We start from the raw sequence: 22,484 nt of genomic DNA, 5'->3' as shown, positions 1-22,484 counted from the left end.
TAGTCGCCGCAGGCAAATCTCTTGATAGGAAATTCGCTAAATATCAAAGAGTTATAATGGAAATGGTGCACCCGACAGGATTCGAACCTGTGGCCTCTGCCTTCGGAGGGCAGCGCTCTATCCAGCTGAGCTACGGGTGCCGGTGAAGGCGGCCTCTAGCAAGCTGGTGGCTTGCCAGCAATGGCCTATCGCAGCGACGCGAGATCGGCCATTGCGCACGAGCCGCACTTTGTGCGAAGCGGACGCCGGAAATGCAGCGAAGGGTTCCAGCGGTGAAGCTGTCCGAAGCAAATTGGCCCATGGCCGCCGATCTATATGGCGAGATGCAGCTGGAAGCGAGCCCGCCGGCGCGACATCGCTGGCGCGATTACTTGCCCGGAATGCTCGTCACCACCGCCGCAGCGCTCGCCGCCGCTTGGCTGGCCGACCATTATGCCGCACCGCTGGTGTTGATGGGGCTGCTCATCGGCCTGTCACTCAGCTTTATATCGCAGGATCCGCGCACCCACGCCGGCCTTGATCTGATGTCACAAACGGCGTTGCGGATCGGTATCGTGCTGGTCGGCGCACGCATTACCGCCGGACAGTTGATCGATCTTGGCCCACTGCCCTTTGCCATGCTGATCGGCATCATGATCGCGGTCATGGCCATCACCGTCGGTACCGCGCGCTGGTTCGGGCAGGATCGTTATCCCGCGCTGCTGGCGGGCGGCGCGACCGCCATTTGCGGCGCATCTGCGGCGCTGGCTCTCTATTCGTTGATTGGTGAAAAGCGGGTCGATCAGGCGCGTTTTACGATGGTGTTGGTCGGCATCACCATCGCCAGCGCCCTCGCCATGACCGTCTATCCGGTTTTGGCGGCCCAGCTGGGGATGACCGATACACAGGCGGGGTTCCTGATCGGCGCATCGATCCACGACGTCGCCCAAGCCATCGGCGGCGGCTTCTCCTTCTCGCCCAAGGCGGGTGAAGTCGCCACCATCGTCAAACTGACCCGCGTCGCATTGCTTGCCCCGATGCTGATGTTCGTCGCGCTCTGGCTTGGCCGTCAGGCGGGTGAGATAGTGTCGACATCGCGCATTCCGTTGCGCCTGCCCTGGTTCATAACCGGCTTTCTGGCGATCGCGGCGCTGAATTCGCTCATCGCGCTGCCGGTGCCGGTTCGCGAGGGAGCGACCAACGCAGCGCAAGCCTTGTTGCTGCTCGCCATTGTCGCCACCGCGATGAAGGCGCGGCTCCACCTGCTTCTCGATCAGGGGTGGCGCAGTTTTGCACCGGTCATGGTCGCCACCCTCACCAGCTTTGTGCTGGGCCTTACGGCGGCGCTGGCCCTGTGAGCGACGCCCCCCCTTTCGACCTTGTCGTCATCGGCGGCGGCGTGAATGGCGCGGGTATTGCCCGCGATGCCGCCGGGCGCGGCGCAACGGTGGCTCTGGTCGAACGCTTTGACCTCGCGCAAGGCACCTCGTCGGCCTCGACCAAGCTGATTCATGGCGGGCTGCGCTATCTGGAGCATTATGAATTTGCGCTGGTTCGCGAATCATTGATCGAGCGCGAGCGGCTTTGGGCCATTGCGCCGCATATCATCCGGCCGATGCGCTTTGTCTTGCCTGACAAGCCCGGCGCCCGATCTCGCTGGCTCGTTCGCCTCGGCTTGTTCCTTTACGATCATATCGGAGGTCGCAAACGCCTGCCGTCCACAACTTCGCTCGACCTGCGACGCGATGCTGCGGGCAAAGCACTCAAGCCCAAATTCACCCAAGCCTTTGAATATAGTGACTGTTGGGTCGATGATGCGCGACTGGTCGCGCTCAACGCCGTTTCTGCCGGCCACCATGGCGCGACGATATTGACGCGCCATGACGTCACAAAAATGGAACGGATTGACGGGCTGTGGCGACTGGTCCTGACTCGTCCCGATGGCAGTAAGCGCATCCTGACTGCGCGCAGCGTCATCAATGCAGCAGGGCCATCTGTCCTCGACCTGCTGGAGCAAGCCAGGGTCAGCCATAAACTGGGGTCACGGCTGGTGCGCGGGTCGCATATCGTGGTGCCGCGCAAGACCGAGCATGATCGCGCCTATTTCGGCCAGAATGACGATGGCCGCATCTTTTTTGCCATTCCCTATGAGGAGGATTTCACCCTGATCGGCACCACCGACGCCGATCATCATGGCGATCTGACACATGTTCGCGCGAGCGACGCCGAAATCACCTATCTATGCAAAGCCGCGTCCGATTATTTTTCCGAGCCGGTGCGGGTCGAAGATGTGGTGTGGAGCTTTGCCGGGGTGCGCCCGTTGATCGACGATGGTTCGGGCAAGCCCGAGGCGGCGACGCGCGGCTATGCCATCGAGCGCGACGACGTCGATGGAAAAGCCCCGATATTGACGATTTTTGGCGGTAAAATAACCACTTACCGCCAGTTGGCCGAGGATGCGCTGACGCAGCTGTCGGACATTGTCGATGACGCACGGCACGGCTGGACACGCAGCGAGGCCCTGCCTGGCGGCAATTTCAGCCTCGATGTCATTGCGAACACACGCGAGGCGCTGGCGGCGCGCTACTCCTTTGTTCCGTCCACTGTTATGGCGCGACTATTCCGCAGCTATGGCACCGCAATGGCGCAATGGCTGGGCGATCACCATGAATGGGCCGCGCTGGGCGACGATTTCGGCCATGGACTGACCGCTGCCGAAGTGGATTATCTCATCACCCACGAATGGGCGCGCAGCACCGACGATATTCTCTGGCGACGGAGCAAATTGGGGCTGCGCTTCAGTGCAGCCGAGGTCGCGGCGCTGACCACCTATGTCGCGGAGGCGGTCAGCCGCGTGGAAGCGCCCAACTAACCGTCAACTGGGTGGCGCGGCGCGGTATGTCGAGCTTGGCCTCGCTGAAATTGACCTTTTCATTGGGCGGCAACACGCGCACTGGCGGTTTAATCGTCCAGCTATAGACGATGGTCCCCTGCGCATCGCGCAATTCGGCGAGGATAGGCGGGACACGCTGCTCGCGATCGGTCGGATTGATGATCACGCCCGATGCAGCAAAGTAAATCGTGCCATCGGCGAGTTCGCGATGGTCCTGATTGGGCGGCAGTTCGATCACCAGATCGGGCTCGCTGGTCATGCCGGGGAAGCCCAGTCCGGCGGCCCAACTGGGTAGCCCGAAATAATAAAGCCCGGCCGTCGCAGCGATCATCAGACTGGCGGCAATCGTCGCAATAATCGTCCAGCGTCGGGCCGGGTTGCGGCGCGCGCGGAGGAACGGCAGCGGTTCCTCGGCCTCAGGGGCAGGAATCGGTGCGGCTTCGGGTTGCGCAGCAAAGGCTTCAGGCGGCGGCGCGGCAACCGCAGGCTCCGGCTCGCTCGCTGAATCGGAGGTGCTCACTATGGAAGGAGGTGCCGATTCCGGTTGCGGATCTGGTGCCGGTGCAGGCGTCTGAGGTGCGACAGTCGGATCAGCGTCAACAACCGGCTCCGTGCGCGGGGCCGCAACCGGATCCTGGAACCAGCTGTGGCGGCAATTGGCGCAACGCACCGTCCGGCCATTGGCACCAATGGCGGTATCGGGCACGACATAGCGGGTATGACAGGATGGGCAGGCGAGGATCATGGCGCTCCTCTAAACACGCATCGCGCGGCGCTGGCAAGGGCTGCGTAACGCCTGTGCGTCGACCATTGGACATTTACGCAATGGCAACCGTCTTTACCTTGTCCGGCAAGCGTGCAAGAGCCACATCTATGGCCCCTGTTCTACCCTCTGCGCTGTTGCGGCTAGCCCGGCATTCTTCCTCGGGCGTGGCGTCATGAGCGAGGCAGGATTATCACGGCCGGGCGGCGCGATGGTCGAATTTGATCGGGTCGGACTGCGCTATGGTCCCGATGCCGAAGTGTTGAGCGACGTTAGCTTTAACCTGCAGCCGGGCAGTTTTTACTTCCTCACCGGCCCATCGGGCGCGGGCAAGACGTCGCTGTTGAAAATGCTCTATCTCGCGCAGCGGCCAAGTCGCGGCATTGTTCGCCTGTTCGGTGAAGACCTGGTGGCGATGCCGCGCCACCGAATGCCGGGCTTTCGCCGCCGCATTGGCGTGGTGTTTCAGGATTTCCGCCTGATCCCGCACTTGAGCGCGCGCGACAATATTGCGCTGCCGCTGCGCATCGCGGGGGTCAGCGAAGAGGATCTGGCAGGGCCGGTGGGCGAAATGTTGAGCTGGATCGGCCTCAACGACCGCGCCCATGCCCGACCGGCCACCCTGTCGGGCGGAGAGCAACAGCGCGTCGCCATCGCGCGCGCGGTGATCGCGCGCCCGCAATTGTTGGTCGCCGACGAACCGACGGGTAACGTCGATCCCGAAATGGCGATGCGACTGTTGGGATTGTTCGAGGCGCTCAACCGGCTGGGCACCACAGTCGTTGTCGCGACCCATGACATTCATTTGATCAGCCGTATCGACAAGGCGCAAATGATGCGGCTGGAAAAAGGTCGCCTTGCCGATCCCACCGGGGCGCTACGCTACCCCCCCGCCAACCGGAACTAGCGATGATTATTCCGCGCGTTCCCGTCCAGCATCGCCGTTTGCTCCCCGATCGCCGCCTGTCGGGTCCGACACCGTGGGTCATGGCGGTCCTGATGATGCTGACCCTGCTCGCCGCCGCCGCCGGCGTCACCCTGTGGCATTCGGCGGCTAATATTAGCAGTGCCATTGCCGGACGCGTGACGGTGCAGATCGTCACCGCAAACCCCGAAACCCGCGCCGAGCAGGCAAGTCGCCTGCGCCGCAAGGCCGCGAGCCAACCCTATGTCCGCGCCGCCCGTGCGGTGAGCCAGGACGAGTTGCTGGCGACGCTTGGCCAATGGTTTGGCGGTTCGGGCGGCGATGATCCGGTGCTCAAGTCGCTGCCACTGCCTGCGCTCATTGATATTGATTTTCTGGGCGGCGATCGCGGCAATCATCTGGCGCGATTGCAGGCGCTTGTCGATGAGGAGGCACCGGGCGCCCGCGTCATCCCGCACGCCGAATGGCTGGGTCCGGTGGAGCGGCTGATCCGATCGCTCGCATGGATTGCCGTGGCGATGGTCGTGCTGATGACACTGGCGAGCGGCGCCATCGTTATTATGACCGCGCGCGCCGCGCTCGGTACCCATTTTGCTACGATTGAAATGCTCCATCTGATCGGTGCTACCGACCGCCAGATTACCCGGTTGTTCCAGCGCCGCATTGCTATCGATACCGCCTATGGCATCCTGCTCGGCACGCTGGCTGGTGGCGTGATGCTGTTCCTGATCGGCTGGCAAGTGTCGGGCGTCACGTCAGGGCTGGCCGCAACCGCCACAATGGACGCTGGCGGCTGGCTGCTCTTGCTGGCGTTGCCGCTATTGGCTATCGCGCTCGCAGCGCTCACCGCGCGGTTGACCTTGCTCGCCGCGCTCAAGAAGATTTTATGATCAAACGCTTGATTTCCCTTATTTTCCTGGCGTGGGTACTGGGCTTTGCCTGGTTCGCCCTGCTGCTCCCCCTGCCCGCCGCTCCGGCCAAGACCGACGCGATTGTCGTGCTTACTGGCGGACCCGGCCGCATCGACCGCGCGCTCGAACGGCTGGAGGCGGGCGATGCCAAGCGATTGCTGATCAGCGGCGTCGACAAGGATGTGAAACCACGCGAACTCGCCGCCGAATATCATCGGCCGATGCGCCTGTTCAACTGCTGCATCGCGCTGGGTTTTGAGGCTGAGGATACGCGTTCGAACGCCACAGAGGTGGCCACATGGGTTGCGCGGCGCAACTATCGCAGCATCCGGCTGATCACGACCGACTGGCATATGCGGCGCGCCGAATATGAAATCGAACGCGCTGTGGGCGACAAGGTGACCATCTTGCCCGACGCGGTACGCAGCCAGCCATCACTTGGCACTTTGTTCCGCGAATATCATAAATATCTCGCGGGGCTGGCTGGCGGCCTTCTGGGTCTATGAAGCGCACGACATCATGAGATTTTTTGTCGCGCTCGTCCGGTCTATCCTGTTCTGGATCACCTTTGTCCTGATGAGCAGCATCAGCTCAATCGGCGGCGTGATCGCCTTGCCCATCTCGCACAAGGGGACGGTCTTCTTTGTCCGCAGCTGGGCGTGGGTCCATCGGCAGGCGTGCCGATTCCTGCTGGGTCAGCACATTGTAATCGAGGGCGAAATGCCCGACATTCCGGTGCTTTACGTGTTCAAACATGAATCGGCGTTCGAGACGATCGAGCAACCTTTGTTGTTCAAATATCCGGCGGTGTTCGCCAAGGAAGAATTATTCTCGATACCGGTATGGGGACAGGCGGCGCGCTTTTACGGCCTGATCCCGGTCAATCGCGACGGCGGTTCGGCGGCTATGCGCGCGATGCTGGCCAACGCCCGCGCCGCGCTCGACAAGGGCCGCCCCTTGTGCCTTTTTGCCGAAGGAACGCGCGTCCCGCACGGTGAAGCGCCGGGGCTGCGCGCCGGATTTGCAGGTCTCTATCGGATGCTCAAGGTTCCAGTGATTCCGGTCGCGGTCAATTCGGGGCCGACTTATCCGCCGCGCAAATGGGTCAAATGGTCGGGCACCATCACCTATCGCGTCGGCGACACCATCCCGCCCGGCCTGCCCCGCGACGAAGCAGAGGCCCGCGTCCGCGCCGCCATCAACGCGCTCAACCCGCCCGAAGCCTTGCTGGCCGAAGCGACCCCGACCAGCGACTAAGGTTCAGATACCGCTCTCTATCAAAAGCGGGCGGCCCATTATCAATGTTTGCGACCGAAATCGGGGGCCGGATCGTCCTGCCCTTCGGCGATAATCGAGCGACGGATGGTGCGCGTGCGCGTGAACCAGTCTTCCAGCTTGTCGCCATCACCGCGGCGGATCGCCTGTTGCAACACGGTCAGATCCTCGTTGAAGCGCTGCAGCGTCGCCAGCACCGCGTCCTTATTGGCCAGGAACACATCGCGCCACATCACCGGATCGCTCGCCGCAATGCGGGTGAAATCGCGAAAGCCACCCGCCGAATATTTGATCACTTCACTCTCGGTGACCTCTTCCAGCTCGCTGGCAGTGCCGACGATTGTATAGGCGATCAGATGCGGCAAATGGCTGGTCAGCGCGAGCACCATGTCGTGGTGAGCCGCGTCCATCGTCTCGACCTTGGCCCCCAGCGCTTCCCAGAAATGGGTGAGCGTCGCCACCGCATCGGCGGGCGCGTCAGGCGCGGGGGTCAAAATGCACCAGCGCCCGTCGAACAGACTGGCAAAGCCCGCTTCGGGGCCGCTATTCTCTGTTCCCGCGACCGGATGCGCGGGGATGATAATATGGTCGGGCAATTCGCGCCCCAACACAGAAGCCACCCCGGCTTTCGACGAGCCAACGTCTGAAATCAGCGCTTTTTCGGACAATCCGGTGGCTATGGCTTGCGCCGCTGACGCCATGGCACCAACCGGCACCGCCAATATGACCAGATCGGCGTCAGTGACCGCCGTCGCCGCATCATCGGCGATGGTGCACAGCCCGATCCGCCGCGCTGCTTCGCAAACCGCCGGGTCGGCATCAAAGCCGGTTATCGTAACATCAGACAGATGCTCGGCCACGGCGCGGGCAATCGATGAACCGATCAGCCCCAGCCCGATAACCGCCAAGTGCTTGATATCATGCACCATACAGGATCAATCACCCACGGCGGCGCGAACCGCCGCTGCAACGCCGCGTGTTTCGGCTTCGGTGCCGATAGTAATGCGCAGCGCGTTGGGCAGCCCCTGACCGGGCAGCCAGCGCACAATATAGCCTGCGTCCATCAGCGCCAGATTGACCGCCTCAGCCGATACCGCGCCCTCGAACAGGACGAGCAGGAAATTGGTCGCCGATGGGATAACGCGCACGCCATGATTGCCCAGCGTCCCCAGTTCCTGCGTCAACCAGTCGCGCCACTGCTTGTTATGGGCGCGGCTGTTGTCCACAAACTCATCGTCGTGAATCGCCGCAACCGCCGCCGCCTGACCGCAGCGGGTGACGTTGAACGGCGCCCTGATCCGGTGCAGCGCATCGATCACTTCAGCGCTGGCATAGCCCCAGCCGATACGTTCTGCGGCAAGCCCGTGAATCTTGGAGAAAGTACGCGTAACCAACACATTGGCCGCGCTGGCCGCTAGGGCGAGCCCGCCGTCATCGTCTTGCGGATCGAGATATTCGGCATAGGCCTGATCGAGCACAAACAGCACATCGGCAGGAAGGCCGGCGTGGAGCCGTGCCACCTCTTCGCGGGAAGCCAGCGTGCCGGTGGGATTGTTCGGGTTGGCCAGATAAACAACGCGCGTCTTGTCGGTCATCGCGGCGAGCAGCGCATCGACATCGGTCGCATAGTCGCGGTCGTCGGCCTCCACCGGCACCGCACCAACACGCCGCGCCGCGATCTCGTAAACGACAAAGCCGTACCGAACATAAAGCACCTCATCGCCCGGTCCGGCATAGGCACTGGCGGCCAGGTGGAGCAGCTCGTCCGATCCGGTGCCGTAAATCACCCGCGCCGGATCAAGCCCATATTTATCGGCAATCGCCTGCCGCAGCGCCATCGCGCCGGGGTCGGGATAGCGCGCCAGATCGTCTGCAGCGGCCCGAAACGCCTCACGCGCGGCCGATCCGGTGCCCAATGGATTCTCATTCGCACTGAGTTTGACCAGCGGACGACCGTCCGCACCGCTCGACTTGCCGGGCACATAAGGGGCGATGCCGCTGATCCACGGCTTGGGGTTCAATATGGGGGTCTTGTCGGTCATAGGGCGGCGTTTAACGACTGGCGGCGCTGAGTCCAGCCTGTAGCGCTTCGCGTTGACAGCCGCGAGCGCGCCGCTTAGCCCCGCTCAGCCATGGCCACCGCATTGCACCAAATCCGCCACAAGGGCGTAACGATCGCATCGCCGCTGTCGCTCGACAGCGGGCAGACACTGTCAGAGGTCACCATCGGCTATGAAAGCTATGGCACGCTGAACGCCGATCGATCGAATGCGATCCTGATTTGCCACGCCCTGACCGGCGATCAATATGTCGCAAGCCCGCACCCCGGCACTGGTAAGCCGGGATGGTGGACGCGCATGGTCGGGCCGGGCAAACCCATCGATACCAACCGCTACTTTGTCCTCTGCGCCAATGTGCTGGGCAGTTGCATGGGGTCTAGCGGCCCCGCCAGCAACGACCCCGCGACCGGCGAACCCTATGGGATGCGCTTTCCCGTCATCACCATTGCCGACATGGTGCGGGCGCAGGTCATGTTGCTGGATCATCTGGATATTTCGCGACTTCATGCCGTCGTCGGCGGGTCGATGGGCGGGATGCAGGCACTTGTCTGGGCCGCCCGTTATCCAGGGCGGTTGGCCTCGGCGATCATCATTGCCAGCGCCGCGCGCCATTCGGCGCAAAATATCGCCTTTCATGAGGTGGGACGACAGGCAATCATGGCCGACCCCGATTGGCAGGACGGCAGCTATTACACCAGCAACCGCACACCCGCCAAAGGGCTAGCGGTCGCCCGCATGGCCGCGCATATCACCTATTTGTCCGAAGCGGGGCTGACCGAGAAATTCGGGCGACGGTTGCAGGCGCGTGACATTAAGAGCTTTGGCTTTGACACCGATTTTCAAGTCGAATCCTATTTACGCTATCAGGGACTGGCTTTTTCAGACCGCTTTGATGCCAATGCCTATCTGTATATCACCCGCGCGATGGATTATTTCGATCTGGCCGATCCGCATGACGGGCGGCTTGCAGGGGCCTTCGCCGACTCACGCGATGTACGCTTCGCGCTCGTCAGTTTCGACACTGATTGGCTCTATCCCACCGCCGAATCACGCCGCATTGTTCAGGCACTGCAAAGCGTCGGCGCGTCGGCAAGTTTTGTCGAACTGTCGGCGCCTTTTGGCCATGACAGCTTCCTTCTCGACGTGCCCGACCTCGACAGGTTGGTTGCGGGCTTTTTGACCGCGGGCCACCAGACATGACGCTGCGCCCCGACCTAGCGATTATCGCCGCTGCCGTTCCCGCTGGTGCGCGCGTGCTCGACATTGGCTGCGGTGATGGCACACTGATGGCGGCCTTGCGCGACGACAAAGCTATTGATGCCCGCGGGCTGGAGATCGACGCCGCCAATGTCACCGCCGCCATGGCGCGCGGACAGGCCGTAATTCAAGGCGATGCCAATCATGATCTGGCCGATTATCCCGACGATGCCTTTGACTATGCGATATTATCACAGACATTGCAGACGACAGAGCGGCCGGACCAGATTGTTGCCGAATTGATGCGGATCGCGCCGCGCGCCTTTGTTAGTTTCCCCAACTTTGCCCATTGGCGGGTGCGGCTCGCGCTGCTGTGGAGCGGGCGGATGCCGGTGACGCGCCTGTTGCCCGTCGCATGGCATGAAACCCCCAATATCCACCATGTCACTGTGAATGATTTTCGCGAACTGGTGCGCGAGCAGGGAATTGGGGTCGAGGCGGCCTGGTATCTGTCTGGCGACAGGCCGACCAGCGCCGCTGCTGCCAACTGGCGCGCCGAACATGCCATTTTCCTGCTCAGTCGCGCATAAGCGGGTCAGGACTGACCCTTGTTGGAAGCCAATCCATGCGCAAGAAGGTCATTGGCGACGCGGGCGACGTCCTTGATATCTGCGTCATTGTCCCACAACCCATAGCGCAGGCCCAGAAACACGTTCATCCCGCCAATGGCCCAGGCGTGTATTTCACCAACGTCGGGACGAATTTCGCCGCGTGCGGCTCCGGCCTCCAGCCTTTGGCGGATGCGATCGACCGTGGTTTCATAATGTTCACGATAGGCGGCGTAATCGACGAATTCAGCCTCGTCGATGATGCGATAAATTTCCTTATGCTGGCGAACAAAGTCCAGAAAGGATTCCAAACCAATCCGTTCGGCGGCAATCTCGTCAGGGGCCTCCTGCACCAGCGGCGTCACATGGTCGCGTAACTGACCACTCATATAGCGCACCAGCCCCTGGAAGATTTCTTCCTTGGAATCGAAATAGGTATAAAAACTGCCGAGCGCCGTTCCCGCACGCCGCGTTATCCCGCTGATCGAGGCATCGTGAAAACCGCGGTCGCCAAATTCAATCGCTGCCGCGTCGAGCAATTTGCGCAAAGTGCGGCGTCCGCGTTCGGTCCGCGGTACCTTGTCATGACCGGAGGTGCCACCGTCACCTGTCGACGTTGATTTTGACTGACCCATCAGCGTTTTGCCCCTTCATATCCGTACCGACACGGCTCGTTTCTCCGACGCTGACGGCCCCGATAGCCATGTATAGATTGGCTATCACCGTGGTATTTTCGCATCACTTGTCGGCAATTCATAGTGATTTCACTTTAGAAGTTGAAAGTTGGTTCACCTTTCATTATTGGGCACATGTCAGCTTGGCAAGGGCCAAGTCATATTATCTGAGCGTCGGACATTCACCGACCGTTTGTGGAGAGACATCATGCGCCATTTTTTCCGTCCGTTGCGGATTGCCTGCCTTGCATCCAGCGCCCTTGGCCTGCTTGCCGTGGCGCCCGTTGCCCTTGCTCAGGATACGCAGAGCGCCAGCGCCGATGACGGTGACGGTACTACGATCATCGTCACCGCCCGCCGCCGCGAGGAAAGCCTGCAGGACGTGCCGATCGCTGTCACTGCCTATTCGGGTGAAGCGCTTCAGCGTAGCGGTGCGCTCGACATCACCGACTTGGGTCAAACCACCCCCAACACGACGCTAGAGGCATCGCGCGGCACCAATTCGACGCTGTCGGCTTTCATCCGCGGTGTCGGCCAGCAGGATCCCGTGTCGGGTTTCGAACAGGGTGTCGGCATCTATCTTGACGATGTGTATCTCAACCGTCCGCAGGCCGCCGTGCTCGACATTTATGATGTCGAACGGATCGAAGTGCTGCGCGGCCCGCAGGGCACACTCTATGGCCGCAACACCATCGGCGGCGCGGTCAAATATGTCACCAAGCCACTTCCGCAGGATTTCTCGCTCAAGATTAAAGGCACCTATGGCAGCTATAATCAAGCCGACGGCGTCCTCACCGTTTCAGCGCCGCTTGGGGATATAGTGCGGGTCGGCGGATCGGTTGCCCGGTTGTCGCGCGGCGGATTTGGCGACAATCTGACCACCGGTCTCGAAAATTACAACAAGGATCTGTGGGCCGCGCGCGGCACCGTTGAACTGGGCGGCTATGGTGCGCCGGTCCTCATTCGCATCTCGGGCGACTATACCAAGGACAAGAGCAATCCGCGTGGCGGCCATCGCTTGATTCCCGGGGCTGCGTCCGGCGCTCCGGTGCTCGACGACGTGTTCGACACGCGCGGCGGGCTCAATGACCCTAAGCAGGAAATCGAGGCTTACGGCCTGTCGATGAATGTCACGGCGGAACTCAGCGATAATGTTACGCTGCGCTCGATCAGCGCTTGGCGCAAAGATGACACCGCGACACCGATCGATTTCGATGCGCTGCCTGCCGTCGACCTCGACGTACCGGGCTTTTACCGCAACGAACAGATCAGTCAGGAATTCCAGCTGCAATATGAAAGCGACCGCCTGCACGGATTGGTCGGATTCTATTATCTCGACGCCAGCGCCGACACGCTCTTTGATGTCCGCCTGTTCACAACCTTTGCCGGCTTCACAGCCTTTACCGAGGCCGATGTCGACACCCAAACCTATGCCGTATTTGGTGATTTCACTTATGATATCACCGACCAGCTCAGCCTGTCGCTCGGCGGCCGTTATACCTGGGACAAGCGCACCGCTTCGATCCTGCGGCAGAATTATCTGGGTGGCGGTTCGCCCGCCTTTGGCGGCGCTGGCATCCTGTTTGGGGCACCGAGCACCGATTTCGAAGGCAGCCGCAGTTTCAACAAATTCACCCCGCGCGCTTCGCTGAGCTTCCAGCCCAATTCCGATACCAATTTTTACGCCAGCTATTCGCAAGGCTTCAAAGGCGGCGGCTTCGATCCGCGCGGTCTCGGCGTCAACGCGCCGACCACCAACCCCAGCGGGGTCCCCAGCGATGCCGAAGTTGCTTCGTTCCTCAGCTTCCGGCCCGAAAAGGTCGAAAGCTATGAGGTTGGTTATAAGGGCCGTCTGCTCGACGGCGCGCTCAACGTCGCCCTCGCGGGTTTCTATGCCGATTATACCGATGTCCAGATCCCTGGATCGGTAGCCTGTAATGTCGGCGGAATCGCAACCTTCTGCGGTGTCGTTTCTAACGCAGGTAAAGCGAGCTTCAAGGGCGTCGAACTCGAAGCCAATGCCCGCCTCGGTCGCGATCTGGCCGCTGTGGGCGACCGGCTTAACTTGTCGGGTTCGCTGGGCTTTATCGACGCGCAATATAACCAGTTCATCACCAACATCGGCGGTGTTCCGACAGATGTTGCTGATTTCCGCGAAGTGCAGAATACACCGAAATGGACCGCCAGCAGCACGCTTGCCTATGCAACGCCGGTTGGTGACGGCGATGTGAATTTCAGCACGACACTATCCTATCGCAGCAAGACCTATCAGTTCGAAGTCCCCAATCCTTATATCGATCAAAAGGGCTTTATGCTGTGGGATGCCAATCTGGTTTACAACGCCCCCGGCGACCACTGGAGCATCGGGATCCACGGCAAGAATCTGGCGAACAAGAAATATAAGACGTCAGGCTATACCTTCGTCGTCGCGGACCCCACCACTGGCGCGATCATTCCGGGAGCGAACGGGCTGCCGCAAGCATCGCTGGGCAAAGAAGGCACACTGACCGCATTCTACGGCAATCCGCGTCAGGTGTTTGTCACCGGCACGATCAAATTCTGACGGAAAGTCTCTCCTCCTGATGAACAAGGGGCGTCGCGCGTTGCGGCGCCCCTTTTCATATCAGGAAAAGGCGCTGATGCCGGTAACCGCGCGGCCCAATATCAGCGCATGGACGTCATGCGTCCCTTCATAGGTGTTCACCGTTTCCAGATTCACCGCATGGCGGATGACATGATAATCGGCTGAAATCCCGTTTCCGCCGTGCATGTCACGCGCGACGCGCGCCATGTCGAGCGCCTTGCCGCAATTGTTGCGCTTAATCAGGCTGATCATATCGGGGGCCACATGGTCCTCATCAATCAGCCGGCCCACCCGAAGCGCGGCCTGCAAGCCCAGCGCAATCTCGGTCAGCATATTAGCGAGTTTCAGTTGCACAAGCTGGTTGGCAGCGAGCGGACGCCCGAACTGTTTGCGGTCGAGCGTGTATTGGCGCGCCGCTTCGTAACAAAATTCTGCCGCGCCCATCGCGCCCCAGCCAATTCCGAAGCGTGCGCGGTTGAGACAGCCAAACGGGCCTTTGAGCCCCGACACATGCGGTAACAAGGCATCCTCTCCGACGGTCACACCGTCCATGACGATTTCGCCGGTTATCGATGCACGCAAGGATACCTTGCCCTCGATCTTGGGCGCCGACAGGCCTTTCATGCCCTTTTCAAGAATAAAGCCACGAATCGCGCCATCATGCGCGTCGGATTTGGCCCAAACGATAAATACATCGGCGATCGGCGCGTTGGTGATCCACATTTTCGCGCCGTTGATCCGGTATCCGCCCTCGATCTTTTCGGCGCGGGTCCGCATCCCACCGGGGTCGCTCCCGGCATCGGGTTCGGTTAAACCAAAACATCCGACCAGATCGCCGCTTGCCAAACCGGGCAGGAAATGTTGCTTCTGCTCTTCGCTGCCATAGGCGTTGATCGGGTGCATCACGAGCGAACTTTGCACCGAACAGGCCGACCGATAGCCCGAATCGACGCGCTCAACCTCGCGTGCGATCAGCCCGTAACTCACATAATTCAGCCCCGCGCCGCCATATTCAGGAGCAATCGTCGCACCAAGCAGCCCCAGCGCGCCCATTTCGGTCATAATCTCGCGATCAAACCGCTCGTCCAGAAAGGCCGATGTCACGCGCGGCAGCAATTCTGCCTCGGCATAGGCGCGCGCGGTGTCGCGCACCATCCGCTCTTCGTCGCTCAACTGGGCGTCGAGCAGGAAAGGATCAAAGGGGTCGAGCGCCACGACGCTCTGCGGATCGGCATGGGCCATCATACGGGCTTTCTATTCCGCTGCTGGCTGCGCAAGGCCGCCGTCAGTTCGGGTTGTTGGTCTTTTTCGCGGGCAAGGCCGCACTCGGATTGTCACGCGGTTCCAATATCGCGGCGGTCTCGATGAGGTCAAGCGCACGGCGCGCCTCATGATAGCGGCGGGCATCGATCAGCCAGTCCTTCGCCGCATCCTTGCCCGGCATGGCATCGACCTCTTCGATGGCCTTGTCCACCTGACCACCACTCAGATAACGCCGCGCCCGATCGAGCCGCTCCGATGCGCGTGTCGACAAGGTTCCAGCCGGACGAACCACAAATAACTCAGACAGTTCGCGGCGGAATCCGGTCCACAGGCTGCCGCTGCCCTCTGTCCGGCCGACCAATTGCGGGGCCAGTTCATCCAGCCTTGCGCGCAATTGTTCCAGCGTAATCGGATCGCGCGCTGTTTCAATAATAGTCTTGACCGCATTGGGCTGATCATCGCCAAAGCGCAGGCGCAACTGGGCATCCAGATAGCCCAGGGACAGCCCGCGATCGAGCGCACGGCGCACCGCAAAGGCCACTAAAAGTCCCTCGGCGCGCGAGGCATTGCCCGAAACCGATTCGGCCTCCAGTGTAATCCGCGACAGGCGCTGTTCCAGCTCGGCAACGCGCACAGCTAGCGCATTGGCGCCGTCGACCGGCGCCACGACCAATGCCTGCCGCGACGTATTGGCGTCAGCTGCCTGCTCTGAATCAACCGCTGTCGCCGTGGCGGCATCGGGTTCCGTCGAATTGTCGGCCAGCTTCTCCGCCACCGGCGTATCGTTCGTCAACAGACGCGTCATCGCCCAGCCGCCGCCAATCACGCCAATAATCAACAGGACGACGGCACCAATGATCAACGTGCGCGTCGATGTTCCCGTCGATTGGCTATGCGATTCCACGCGCCCAGACTTGTCGCTGCTATCAATTGCCATGTTTCACTCTTTAACGACCCCATTTTTCATCCTTGTGGCACAAAGCGCAAGCCAGCGCCAACATTGCTGTGTCATTAGGCTGCAACGCCGCAAAACAGCCATTCCAGCCCTCACCAGCCGCAGCCGCAGCCGCCGCGCTGATCGCCACCACCGTCAAATGAGCACGCGACTGGCCCACCAACTCCGCCATATGGGCCGTAGCGCGCGGCGAATAAGCCATCAGCACAGCTGGAGCGGCAATCATCTGGTGCCAGAGAGGTGGCGGCTCCACCGGATCAAGGGCATAGCAGGGGCGAGCGACCAGCGTCGTCGCGCCGGGATCCAACGCGCTATGTTCACGGCCACAAAGCCACAAAATTCTTTGTTTCCCAGTGTCTTGTTTATACGTCATGGCGTCAACCAAAGACTGACCATCGGCCTCGCCAACCATCACCACGTTCAACCCTGACGCCCGCGCCGCCGCCGCTGTGGCTTCGCCGACCGCATAGCAGGGCAAGTTTTGAAGATGGGCAAGCCCAGCCCCGCCGAGCCGAGCCGCCTGTGCGCTAGTCAAAAGCAGACTGTCAAAACAATCCGCACCGTCGTGCGTCCAACCGATTGCACGCGCCGCAAAAAGCGGGGCCAGATGGGCATCAAGCCCCATGTCGCGAGCGCGCAGCAAACTCGCCTCTCCCCCTGGCAAAGGCCGGGTGATGACCAACGGCAGATTTTGGCTCATGGAGAGAAAAGTGCACGAATTGAGGCTGAGCCGGCAGAAAGCATCTGCTGCGCAAGCCGCCCCGCATCGGGTTCAACCGCAATGATCGCCGTATCGGCAACGCAATCACCGCCATCTTCAGAGAATATTTCGGCGGACAGCCATAATTGCCCGTCACGCAACCGCGCATGTGCCGCAACGGGAGACCGGCAATCGCCGCCCAGCGCGGCCAGAAATGCGCGCTCTGCCGCAACCGCCGCGCGCGTCGGTGCATGATCGACCGCCGCGAGCAGCGCCTGGATGCGCGCATCTTCGGAGCGACATTCGATGCCAATGGCGCCTTGCGATGCCGCAGGCAGCAGCGTCTCTATTGACTGCGCCGTCCCGACATCCGCCATGCCCAGCCGATCGAGCCCGGCCGCGGCGAGCAATGTCGCATCGACCTCTCCAGCCGCAATCTTACCCAGCCGCGTCGCAACATTGCCGCGTAAAAGGGCAATCGCCAGATCGGGCCGATGCCGCTTGATCTGTGCCGCGCGGCGCGGGCTGCTCGTCCCGAACCGCGCGCCTTGCGGCAAGTCGGCGATGGTCACGGCGTCCCAATCGGCACGAACCACCAACCGGTCACGCGGATCAGCGCGCTCCAGCATCGCAGCCACGGAAAAGCACGGGTCGCGCACAGTTTCCACATCTTTCAGCGAATGAACCGCAAAATCGATGGTTCCGGCATCAAGTGCCGCGTCCAACTCGCGCGTCCACAGCGCCTTGCCCCCGACTTCGGCGAGCGCACGGTCCTGAATGCGGTCGCCGGTGGCTGTCATCGGGACAATTTCAATCGATTGCGCCGCCAACCCATGCGCGCGAACCAGCGCAGCGGCGGCCATTTCGGCCTGCGCTACCGCCAAAGGCGACGCCCGGGTGCCAAGGCGAAGTGGCTGATCGGGTGAAGGGGAATTCTGCTTGGTCATCACCTTGCTGCTAGCGCGGCTTGCCCTGTCGATAAAGGGGCGGGTATGGAGAAACGTAATATTATGACTCTCATCCTCGGCCTTGAATCAAGTTGTGACGAAACTGCGGTGGCGCTGGTGGACAGCGACCGGCGCATTTTGGCGCATCATATCGCTGGCCAAGAGGCCGAACATCAACCCTTTGGCGGGGTTGTTCCCGAAATCGCGGCGCGCGCGCATGTTGAACGCCTGACGCCTCTTGTCGAGGGCGTTCTCGCCGATGCGGGGGTGCCGCTGTCGGCCGTCGACGCCATAGCCGCGACCGCAGGACCAGGGCTGATCGGCGGCGTCATGGTCGGGCTCGTCACCGGCAAAGCCCTCGCTCATGCAGCGGGCAAGCCCCTGATCGCGGTTAATCATCTGGAAGGGCACGCGCTGTCCCCGCGACTCACCGCGCCCGATCTGGACTTTCCCTATCTGCTCTTGCTGGTGTCGGGCGGCCATTGCCAGTTGCTGCATGTAAGCGGAGTCGGCGTCTATCGCCGCCTCGCAACAACCATCGACGACGCGGCGGGCGAGGCTTTTGATAAAACAGCGAAATTATTGAATTTGGGCTATCCGGGCGGACCAGAGGTTGAACGCGCCGCCGCCAAGGGCAACCCGCGCGCCGTCGCGCTGCCACGTCCTTTGGTCGGTAGCAAGGAACCCCATTTTTCCTTTGCCGGTCTCAAAAGCGCGGTTGCCCGTGCCGTCGCAACCGGCGCGAACAGTGTCCCTGATCTCGCCGCCTCGTTTCAGCAAGCGGTGGTCGATTGTCTGGTCGACCGCAGCCGCCTTGCACTCGCCGCCAGCCCCGATGCCACGGCCTTTGTTGTCGCGGGAGGCGTCGCTTCCAATGGCGCGATTCGCGATGCGCTCAGCGATCTTGCCGGCGAATTTCATCGCCCCTTTGTCGCGCCGCCGCTGTGGCTCTGTACCGACAATGGCGCGATGATTGCCTGGGCGGGGGTTGAACGCTTTGCCGCCGGACTGACCGACCCGCTGTCGGTTTCGGCACGCCCGCGCTGGCCTCTGGACCCAGAGGCCGAGCTGGTACGCGGTGCAGGAGTGAAGGCATGACGGCACGTTTCTCTCACTTCGGTGTCGTCGGCGGCGGTGCTTGGGGCACCGCACTGGCACAGATGCTGGCGGCTGACGGAGCGCCGGTTCGCCTGTGGGCGCGCGAGGCCGATGTCGTTGCCGCTATCAACCGCGACCATATCAACGCAACCTTCCTGCCCGATTGCCCGCTTTCCGCAACGCTCAGCGCGACGACGGAATTGCCCGATCTTGCAACCTGCGACGCTTTACTCATCGTCGTGCCCGTCCCCTTTCTGCGCGATGTCCTCGCCGTACTTCCCGCTAGCGAGGCGCCACTTATCCTGTGCAGCAAGGGTATGGAGAAAGGCAGCTTTGCCTTTCCGATCGACATGGCGCACGAGGTTCAGCCTAGGCGCGCCTGCGCCATTTTGTCTGGCCCGACCTTTGCCCATGAGGTTGCCGCCGCGCTGCCCACCGCGATCACCCTCGCCGCCAACGACGCCGATCTCGCGGACGATCTTGCCCGCGCGCTCGCGCGACCGCACTTCCGACCCTATGTCAGCCGCGATGTCATCGGCGCCGAAATCGGCGGCGCGGTCAAAAATGTCCTCGCTATCGGCTGCGGCATTGTCGACGGAGCGGGGCTGGGCCTCAACGCGCGCGCGGCGCTTATCAGCCGCGGTTTTGCCGAAATGACCCGCTATGGCATCGCGCGCGGAGCAGAGGCCGAAACGCTCGCCGGTCTGGCCGGGCTGGGCGATCTTGTGCTGACCTGCACCTCGGCCAACTCGCGCAACTATGCGTTGGGGCTGGGGCTGGGGCATGGCACACCTGCTGCCGAATTGCTCGCTGATCGCCGCACCATTGCCGAAGGCGCCTTCAGCGCGCCGGTTATCGCCGCTGCCGCCCGCAACGAGGGCATAGATATGCCGATCATATCGGCGGTCGCCCAACTGGTGGCCGGCGATGCAAAAGTCGACGCCGTTGTCCGCGCGCTGCTCGCGCGGCCGTTGCAACCCGAAATCCGATGACCAGTGATCAGGCCTCTCCAGTGAGACAATTGCCAGCATGTCTGCGCCACGCTAAACCTTGTCATGCGAGGACGAGAGGGGACGCCACGCTTGACTGACACACAAAGCGCGCCTGCGTCATCGCCTCCAGCCTCTGCGGGTGATGCCGACGCCGCCGCTCTGGCAAAGGGCGGGCGCACCAATTTTCTGGGCTTTATTCTACGCCTCGTTGCGCGGTTGCCCTTTCTCTATTTTGCCGGACGTTGGTATGGCGCCGAAGCGGTGGGCCGCTTTGCCTTTGCCGTACTCGTCGTCGAACTGGTCGCGCAACTGGCCACATTGGGTCTGAAGCGCGGACTGGCCGAGCAATTGAGCGCACCCGATGCCGACCCCCGCACGGTGGTGTGGGACGGCATGTTCGTTGCGTTTCTCGCCTCGGCGCTGGGGTCGACGGTTCTGATGCTGTTTCCCCAGTTCATGTTTCCCGGCGGTCATATCGCCGGTTTTGACCGCTATCTGCCGCTCGTCATCTTTGCGATTGCCGGCACCGATATCGCACTCGCCGCCTGCGCCTATCATTATGATATCGGGGCGACGGTGCGCGCGCGGTCGATTGTCGAGCCATGGGTGATCAGCTTTGCCGCCTTTGGCTTTGCCTTTTATTCGCTGCGCGAGGGGCTGATACTATCTTATGTCGCGGCGATGCTCGCCACATTCGCGACCGCGCTGGTTCCGATGCTGCGCCACTATGGTCGCCCGGTGGGTTGGCACCCTCACCCAGCCAAGCTCATCCACGTCACGCGCCGAAATCTGCCGCTTGCCGCTGCAGATGCCATCGAATGGGGGACACGGCGGCTCGACCTGTTCATTCTCGGCCAATTCACTTCGCCGACCATTTATGGTGTCTATTACATGGCACAGCAGGTCGCGTCATTGCCGCAGAAGCTCAAAACCAGCTTTGAACCGATCCTCGGCCCGGTCATCACACGCAACCTCGCCGAGAAGCGTCTCTCGGCTGTCGCTGCACAGGTCAGCCAGGTCGGATTCTGGATCATCGCCGCGCAAGCGGGCGTCGCTCTCGCGCTGGGCATCCCCGGCGAAGCGGTGATGGGGCTCGTCGGTCCGGCCTTTGTCAGCGGGACCGGTGCGCTCGCCTTTTTGCTCGCCGCCGAAGTGGTCGCCGCCACTGCCGTGGTCAGCGAAGCGGCGCTGGTTTATGTGGCGCGCCATCGTAATCTGGCGATCAGTCTCGCGACCCTCGCCTTGCAAGCCATCCTCAGCGTCGCGCTGATCAAATTCGCGCAATATCGCGGGCTCCCGCCCGAATATTATGCTGCTGCTGTTGCACTGGCGCTGATGCTTGCGCTCGGCTTTGCCTCGGTGGTCAAGGCACGACTGCTGGCCAAATTGCTGGGCGCACCGGTCAACAGTATGCGCTGGGCTCTGGTGTGGGCCACGTCTGGCGCTGCGGTTCTCGGCTGGGGGGCCACACAACTCCCCGAATGGGCCGAGCTGCTGATCGGAGTCCCGCTCATCCTTGCCATTTACAGCTGGCTTATCTGGACTCGCGGATTTGGCCCAGCCGACCGCGCGTTGTTCGCCAGCGGCAAAAAGGCCAATGACGCGGCGGGAGAACCCGCTTAACCCAAACGCTGAGCGACGATCGAGGTTAGGTCCGTTTGCGCGCGCGGGCCGACTTGCGCGATGATCTCACGGGCGCACAAAGACCCGATGGTCAGGCAATCGGTGATCGAACGACCCTCGGCATGGCCCGACAGGAAACCGGCGGCGAAGAGGTCTCCGGCGCCTGTGGTATCAACGACTTGGTCGATGGGTTCGGCGGACACTTTATGGCGTTCGCCGTCGCTAACCGCGATGGCGCCCTGTTCGCCGCGGGTTACGACGAGCAACGGTACCTGCGCCGCCACTTTGTCCACGGCGGTGTCGAACTCCTTTTCGCCGGTCAGCGCCGAAATTTCCACTTCGTTGGCGAATAATATGTCGATCAGGCCGTCCTGGATCAGTGCGCGGAAATCATCGCCATGGCGGTCGATGACAAAAGCGTCTGACAGGGTGAAAGCGACCTTGCGCCCGGCACCGCTTGCCACATCAATGGCGCGGCGCATCGCGGCGCGCGGCTCTTCGGGGTCCCACAAATAGCCTTCGAGATAGAGGATGTTCGCATCGGCAATCATCGCCTCGTCGAGCGCGGTCGCGGGCAAAAATTGCGAGGCACCCAAAAAGGTGTTCATCGTCCGCTGGCCATCGGGGGTGACAAGGATCAGGCAGCGCGCCGTCGGCGGTTCGCCTTCGCGCGACGGGGTGGTATAATCGACTCCCAGCGAGGTCAGATCATGGGCAAAGACCCGTCCGAGCTGGTCCGCCGCGACCTGCCCGATGAATCCGCAGCGCCGGCCAAGCGCAGCCAGTCCGGCCAATGTGTTCGCCGCCGATCCGCCCGACATTTCCACCGCCGGCCCCATCGCGCCATACAGACGCTCGGCCTCGCCCGCATCGATCAGGCGCATCGACCCCTTGGTCAGCCCCTCCGATGTGATCAGCGCATCATCGGCGCGTGCGAGCACATCGACAATCGCATTGCCAATGGCAACAACATCAAAACGGGCGGCGTTGGTCATAAAATATCCAGTCGAGCAAGAAAATGTCGTGCGGGCTTTAGG

Annotated in this window: 21 protein-coding genes and 1 tRNA gene; 12 read left to right on the top strand and 10 right to left on the bottom strand. The window is 61.9% G+C overall.

Annotated elements, in window-relative coordinates; translation table 11 throughout:
• Positions 1–63: 63 nt before the first annotated feature.
• Positions 64–140: transfer RNA gene (locus ACR3XE_RS02330), tRNA-Arg, on the bottom strand.
• A gap of 159 nt (positions 141–299) precedes the next feature.
• Here ACR3XE_RS02330 and ACR3XE_RS02325 point away from each other — a divergent pair.
• Together ACR3XE_RS02325 and ACR3XE_RS02320 are read left to right on the top strand one after the other, a co-directional pair.
• Positions 300–1,337 carry a YeiH family protein gene (locus ACR3XE_RS02325; RefSeq protein ID WP_473699190.1) on the top strand — a complete coding sequence of 346 codons (1,038 nt, stop codon included), beginning with the start codon at positions 300–302 and terminating at the stop codon, positions 1,335–1,337.
• On the top strand, positions 1,334–2,851 hold the full coding sequence (locus tag ACR3XE_RS02320; RefSeq protein ID WP_486185886.1) for a glycerol-3-phosphate dehydrogenase: 1,518 nt from the start codon (positions 1,334–1,336) through the stop codon (positions 2,849–2,851). Before ACR3XE_RS02325 ends, ACR3XE_RS02320 begins: the two co-directional genes overlap by 4 nt.
• Here the strand turns inward: ACR3XE_RS02320 and ACR3XE_RS02315 are convergent.
• A complete protein-coding gene (locus ACR3XE_RS02315; RefSeq protein ID WP_473699192.1) occupies positions 2,826–3,617 on the bottom strand; it encodes a zinc-ribbon domain-containing protein in 792 nt (263 codons plus the stop codon). The two genes, ACR3XE_RS02320 and ACR3XE_RS02315, sit on opposite strands and share 26 nt — an antisense overlap.
• A gap of 193 nt (positions 3,618–3,810) precedes the next feature.
• Between ACR3XE_RS02315 and ftsE the strand changes: the two genes are divergently transcribed.
• The 4 genes from ftsE to ACR3XE_RS02295 are packed head-to-tail and all read left to right on the top strand — an operon-like array spanning position 3,811 to position 6,728.
• Positions 3,811–4,542 (top strand): cell division ATP-binding protein FtsE, encoded by a 732-nt coding sequence (ftsE, locus tag ACR3XE_RS02310; RefSeq protein ID WP_486185885.1) that lies wholly within the window; start codon positions 3,811–3,813, stop codon positions 4,540–4,542.
• 2 nt (positions 4,543–4,544) lie between these two features.
• Positions 4,545–5,450 carry a cell division protein FtsX gene (locus ACR3XE_RS02305; protein WP_473699193.1) on the top strand — a complete coding sequence of 302 codons (906 nt, stop codon included), beginning with the start codon at positions 4,545–4,547 and terminating at the stop codon, positions 5,448–5,450.
• A complete protein-coding gene (locus ACR3XE_RS02300; protein ID WP_473699194.1) occupies positions 5,447–5,977 on the top strand; it encodes a YdcF family protein in 531 nt (176 codons plus the stop codon). Before ACR3XE_RS02305 ends, ACR3XE_RS02300 begins: the two co-directional genes overlap by 4 nt.
• A gap of 13 nt (positions 5,978–5,990) precedes the next feature.
• The gene (locus ACR3XE_RS02295) at positions 5,991–6,728 is read left to right on the top strand and encodes a lysophospholipid acyltransferase family protein (RefSeq protein WP_473699195.1); all 738 of its coding nucleotides are present in this window, start codon (positions 5,991–5,993) and stop codon (positions 6,726–6,728) included.
• Between the two features lie 41 nt (positions 6,729–6,769).
• Here the strand turns inward: ACR3XE_RS02295 and ACR3XE_RS02290 are convergent, their stop codons facing one another.
• Positions 6,770–7,675, bottom strand: coding sequence for a prephenate/arogenate dehydrogenase family protein (locus tag ACR3XE_RS02290; RefSeq protein ID WP_473699196.1), 906 nt, complete (start codon positions 7,673–7,675; stop codon positions 6,770–6,772).
• Positions 7,676–7,681: 6 nt separating this feature from the next.
• Positions 7,682–8,788 carry a histidinol-phosphate transaminase gene (gene hisC / locus ACR3XE_RS02285; RefSeq protein ID WP_473699197.1) on the bottom strand — a complete coding sequence of 369 codons (1,107 nt, stop codon included), beginning with the start codon at positions 8,786–8,788 and terminating at the stop codon, positions 7,682–7,684.
• 90 nt (positions 8,789–8,878) lie between these two features.
• On the opposite strand from hisC, the gene metX reads away from it, so the two are divergent.
• The gene (metX, locus tag ACR3XE_RS02280; RefSeq protein ID WP_473699198.1) at positions 8,879–10,006 is read left to right on the top strand and encodes a homoserine O-acetyltransferase MetX; all 1,128 of its coding nucleotides are present in this window, start codon (positions 8,879–8,881) and stop codon (positions 10,004–10,006) included.
• Complete coding sequence (gene metW / locus ACR3XE_RS02275; protein ID WP_473699199.1) at positions 10,003–10,593, top strand: methionine biosynthesis protein MetW; 591 nt, start codon at positions 10,003–10,005, stop codon at positions 10,591–10,593. Before metX ends, metW begins: the two co-directional genes overlap by 4 nt.
• A 5-nt stretch (positions 10,594–10,598) precedes the next feature.
• On the opposite strand, the gene ACR3XE_RS02270 is transcribed toward metW, so the two are convergent.
• Complete coding sequence (locus tag ACR3XE_RS02270) at positions 10,599–11,246, bottom strand: TetR/AcrR family transcriptional regulator (protein ID WP_473699200.1); 648 nt, start codon at positions 11,244–11,246, stop codon at positions 10,599–10,601.
• Between the two features lie 247 nt (positions 11,247–11,493).
• Here ACR3XE_RS02270 and ACR3XE_RS02265 point away from each other — a divergent pair, with 247 nt between their 5' ends.
• Complete coding sequence (locus ACR3XE_RS02265; RefSeq protein ID WP_473699201.1) at positions 11,494–13,848, top strand: TonB-dependent receptor; 2,355 nt, start codon at positions 11,494–11,496, stop codon at positions 13,846–13,848.
• 60 nt (positions 13,849–13,908) lie between these two features.
• Here the strand turns inward: ACR3XE_RS02265 and ACR3XE_RS02260 are convergent, their stop codons facing one another.
• The 4 genes from ACR3XE_RS02260 to hemC are packed head-to-tail and all read right to left on the bottom strand — an operon-like array spanning position 13,909 to position 17,734.
• On the bottom strand, positions 13,909–15,111 hold the full coding sequence (locus ACR3XE_RS02260) for an acyl-CoA dehydrogenase (RefSeq protein WP_473700262.1): 1,203 nt from the start codon (positions 15,109–15,111) through the stop codon (positions 13,909–13,911).
• 43 nt (positions 15,112–15,154) lie between these two features.
• Complete coding sequence (locus tag ACR3XE_RS02255; protein WP_473699202.1) at positions 15,155–16,069, bottom strand: mitofilin family membrane protein; 915 nt, start codon at positions 16,067–16,069, stop codon at positions 15,155–15,157.
• 10 nt (positions 16,070–16,079) lie between these two features.
• Positions 16,080–16,787 carry a uroporphyrinogen-III synthase gene (locus tag ACR3XE_RS02250; protein WP_486185884.1) on the bottom strand — a complete coding sequence of 236 codons (708 nt, stop codon included), beginning with the start codon at positions 16,785–16,787 and terminating at the stop codon, positions 16,080–16,082.
• Positions 16,784–17,734 carry a hydroxymethylbilane synthase gene (hemC, locus tag ACR3XE_RS02245; RefSeq protein WP_473699204.1) on the bottom strand — a complete coding sequence of 317 codons (951 nt, stop codon included), beginning with the start codon at positions 17,732–17,734 and terminating at the stop codon, positions 16,784–16,786. The genes ACR3XE_RS02250 and hemC overlap by 4 nt, the downstream gene beginning before the upstream one ends.
• A 63-nt stretch (positions 17,735–17,797) precedes the next feature.
• Between hemC and tsaD the strand changes: the two genes are divergently transcribed.
• The 3 genes from tsaD (at position 17,798) to ACR3XE_RS02230 (ending at position 21,447) form a co-directional block, all read left to right on the top strand.
• On the top strand, positions 17,798–18,832 hold the full coding sequence (gene tsaD, locus ACR3XE_RS02240) for a tRNA (adenosine(37)-N6)-threonylcarbamoyltransferase complex transferase subunit TsaD (RefSeq protein WP_473700263.1): 1,035 nt from the start codon (positions 17,798–17,800) through the stop codon (positions 18,830–18,832).
• On the top strand, positions 18,829–19,824 hold the full coding sequence (locus ACR3XE_RS02235) for an NAD(P)H-dependent glycerol-3-phosphate dehydrogenase (RefSeq protein ID WP_473699205.1): 996 nt from the start codon (positions 18,829–18,831) through the stop codon (positions 19,822–19,824). The genes tsaD and ACR3XE_RS02235 overlap by 4 nt, the downstream gene beginning before the upstream one ends.
• A 90-nt stretch (positions 19,825–19,914) precedes the next feature.
• Positions 19,915–21,447, top strand: coding sequence for a lipopolysaccharide biosynthesis protein (locus ACR3XE_RS02230; protein ID WP_473699206.1), 1,533 nt, complete (start codon positions 19,915–19,917; stop codon positions 21,445–21,447).
• On the opposite strand, the gene ACR3XE_RS02225 is transcribed toward ACR3XE_RS02230, so the two are convergent.
• Positions 21,444–22,442 carry an adenosine kinase gene (locus ACR3XE_RS02225; protein ID WP_473699207.1) on the bottom strand — a complete coding sequence of 333 codons (999 nt, stop codon included), beginning with the start codon at positions 22,440–22,442 and terminating at the stop codon, positions 21,444–21,446. The genes ACR3XE_RS02230 and ACR3XE_RS02225 overlap by 4 nt on opposite strands.
• Positions 22,443–22,484: the final 42 nt, after the last annotated feature.

The sequence above is a fragment of the Sphingopyxis sp. 10G20-10 genome (assembly GCF_057365075.1).
This window is presented reverse-complemented; position numbering and strand designations above follow the sequence as displayed.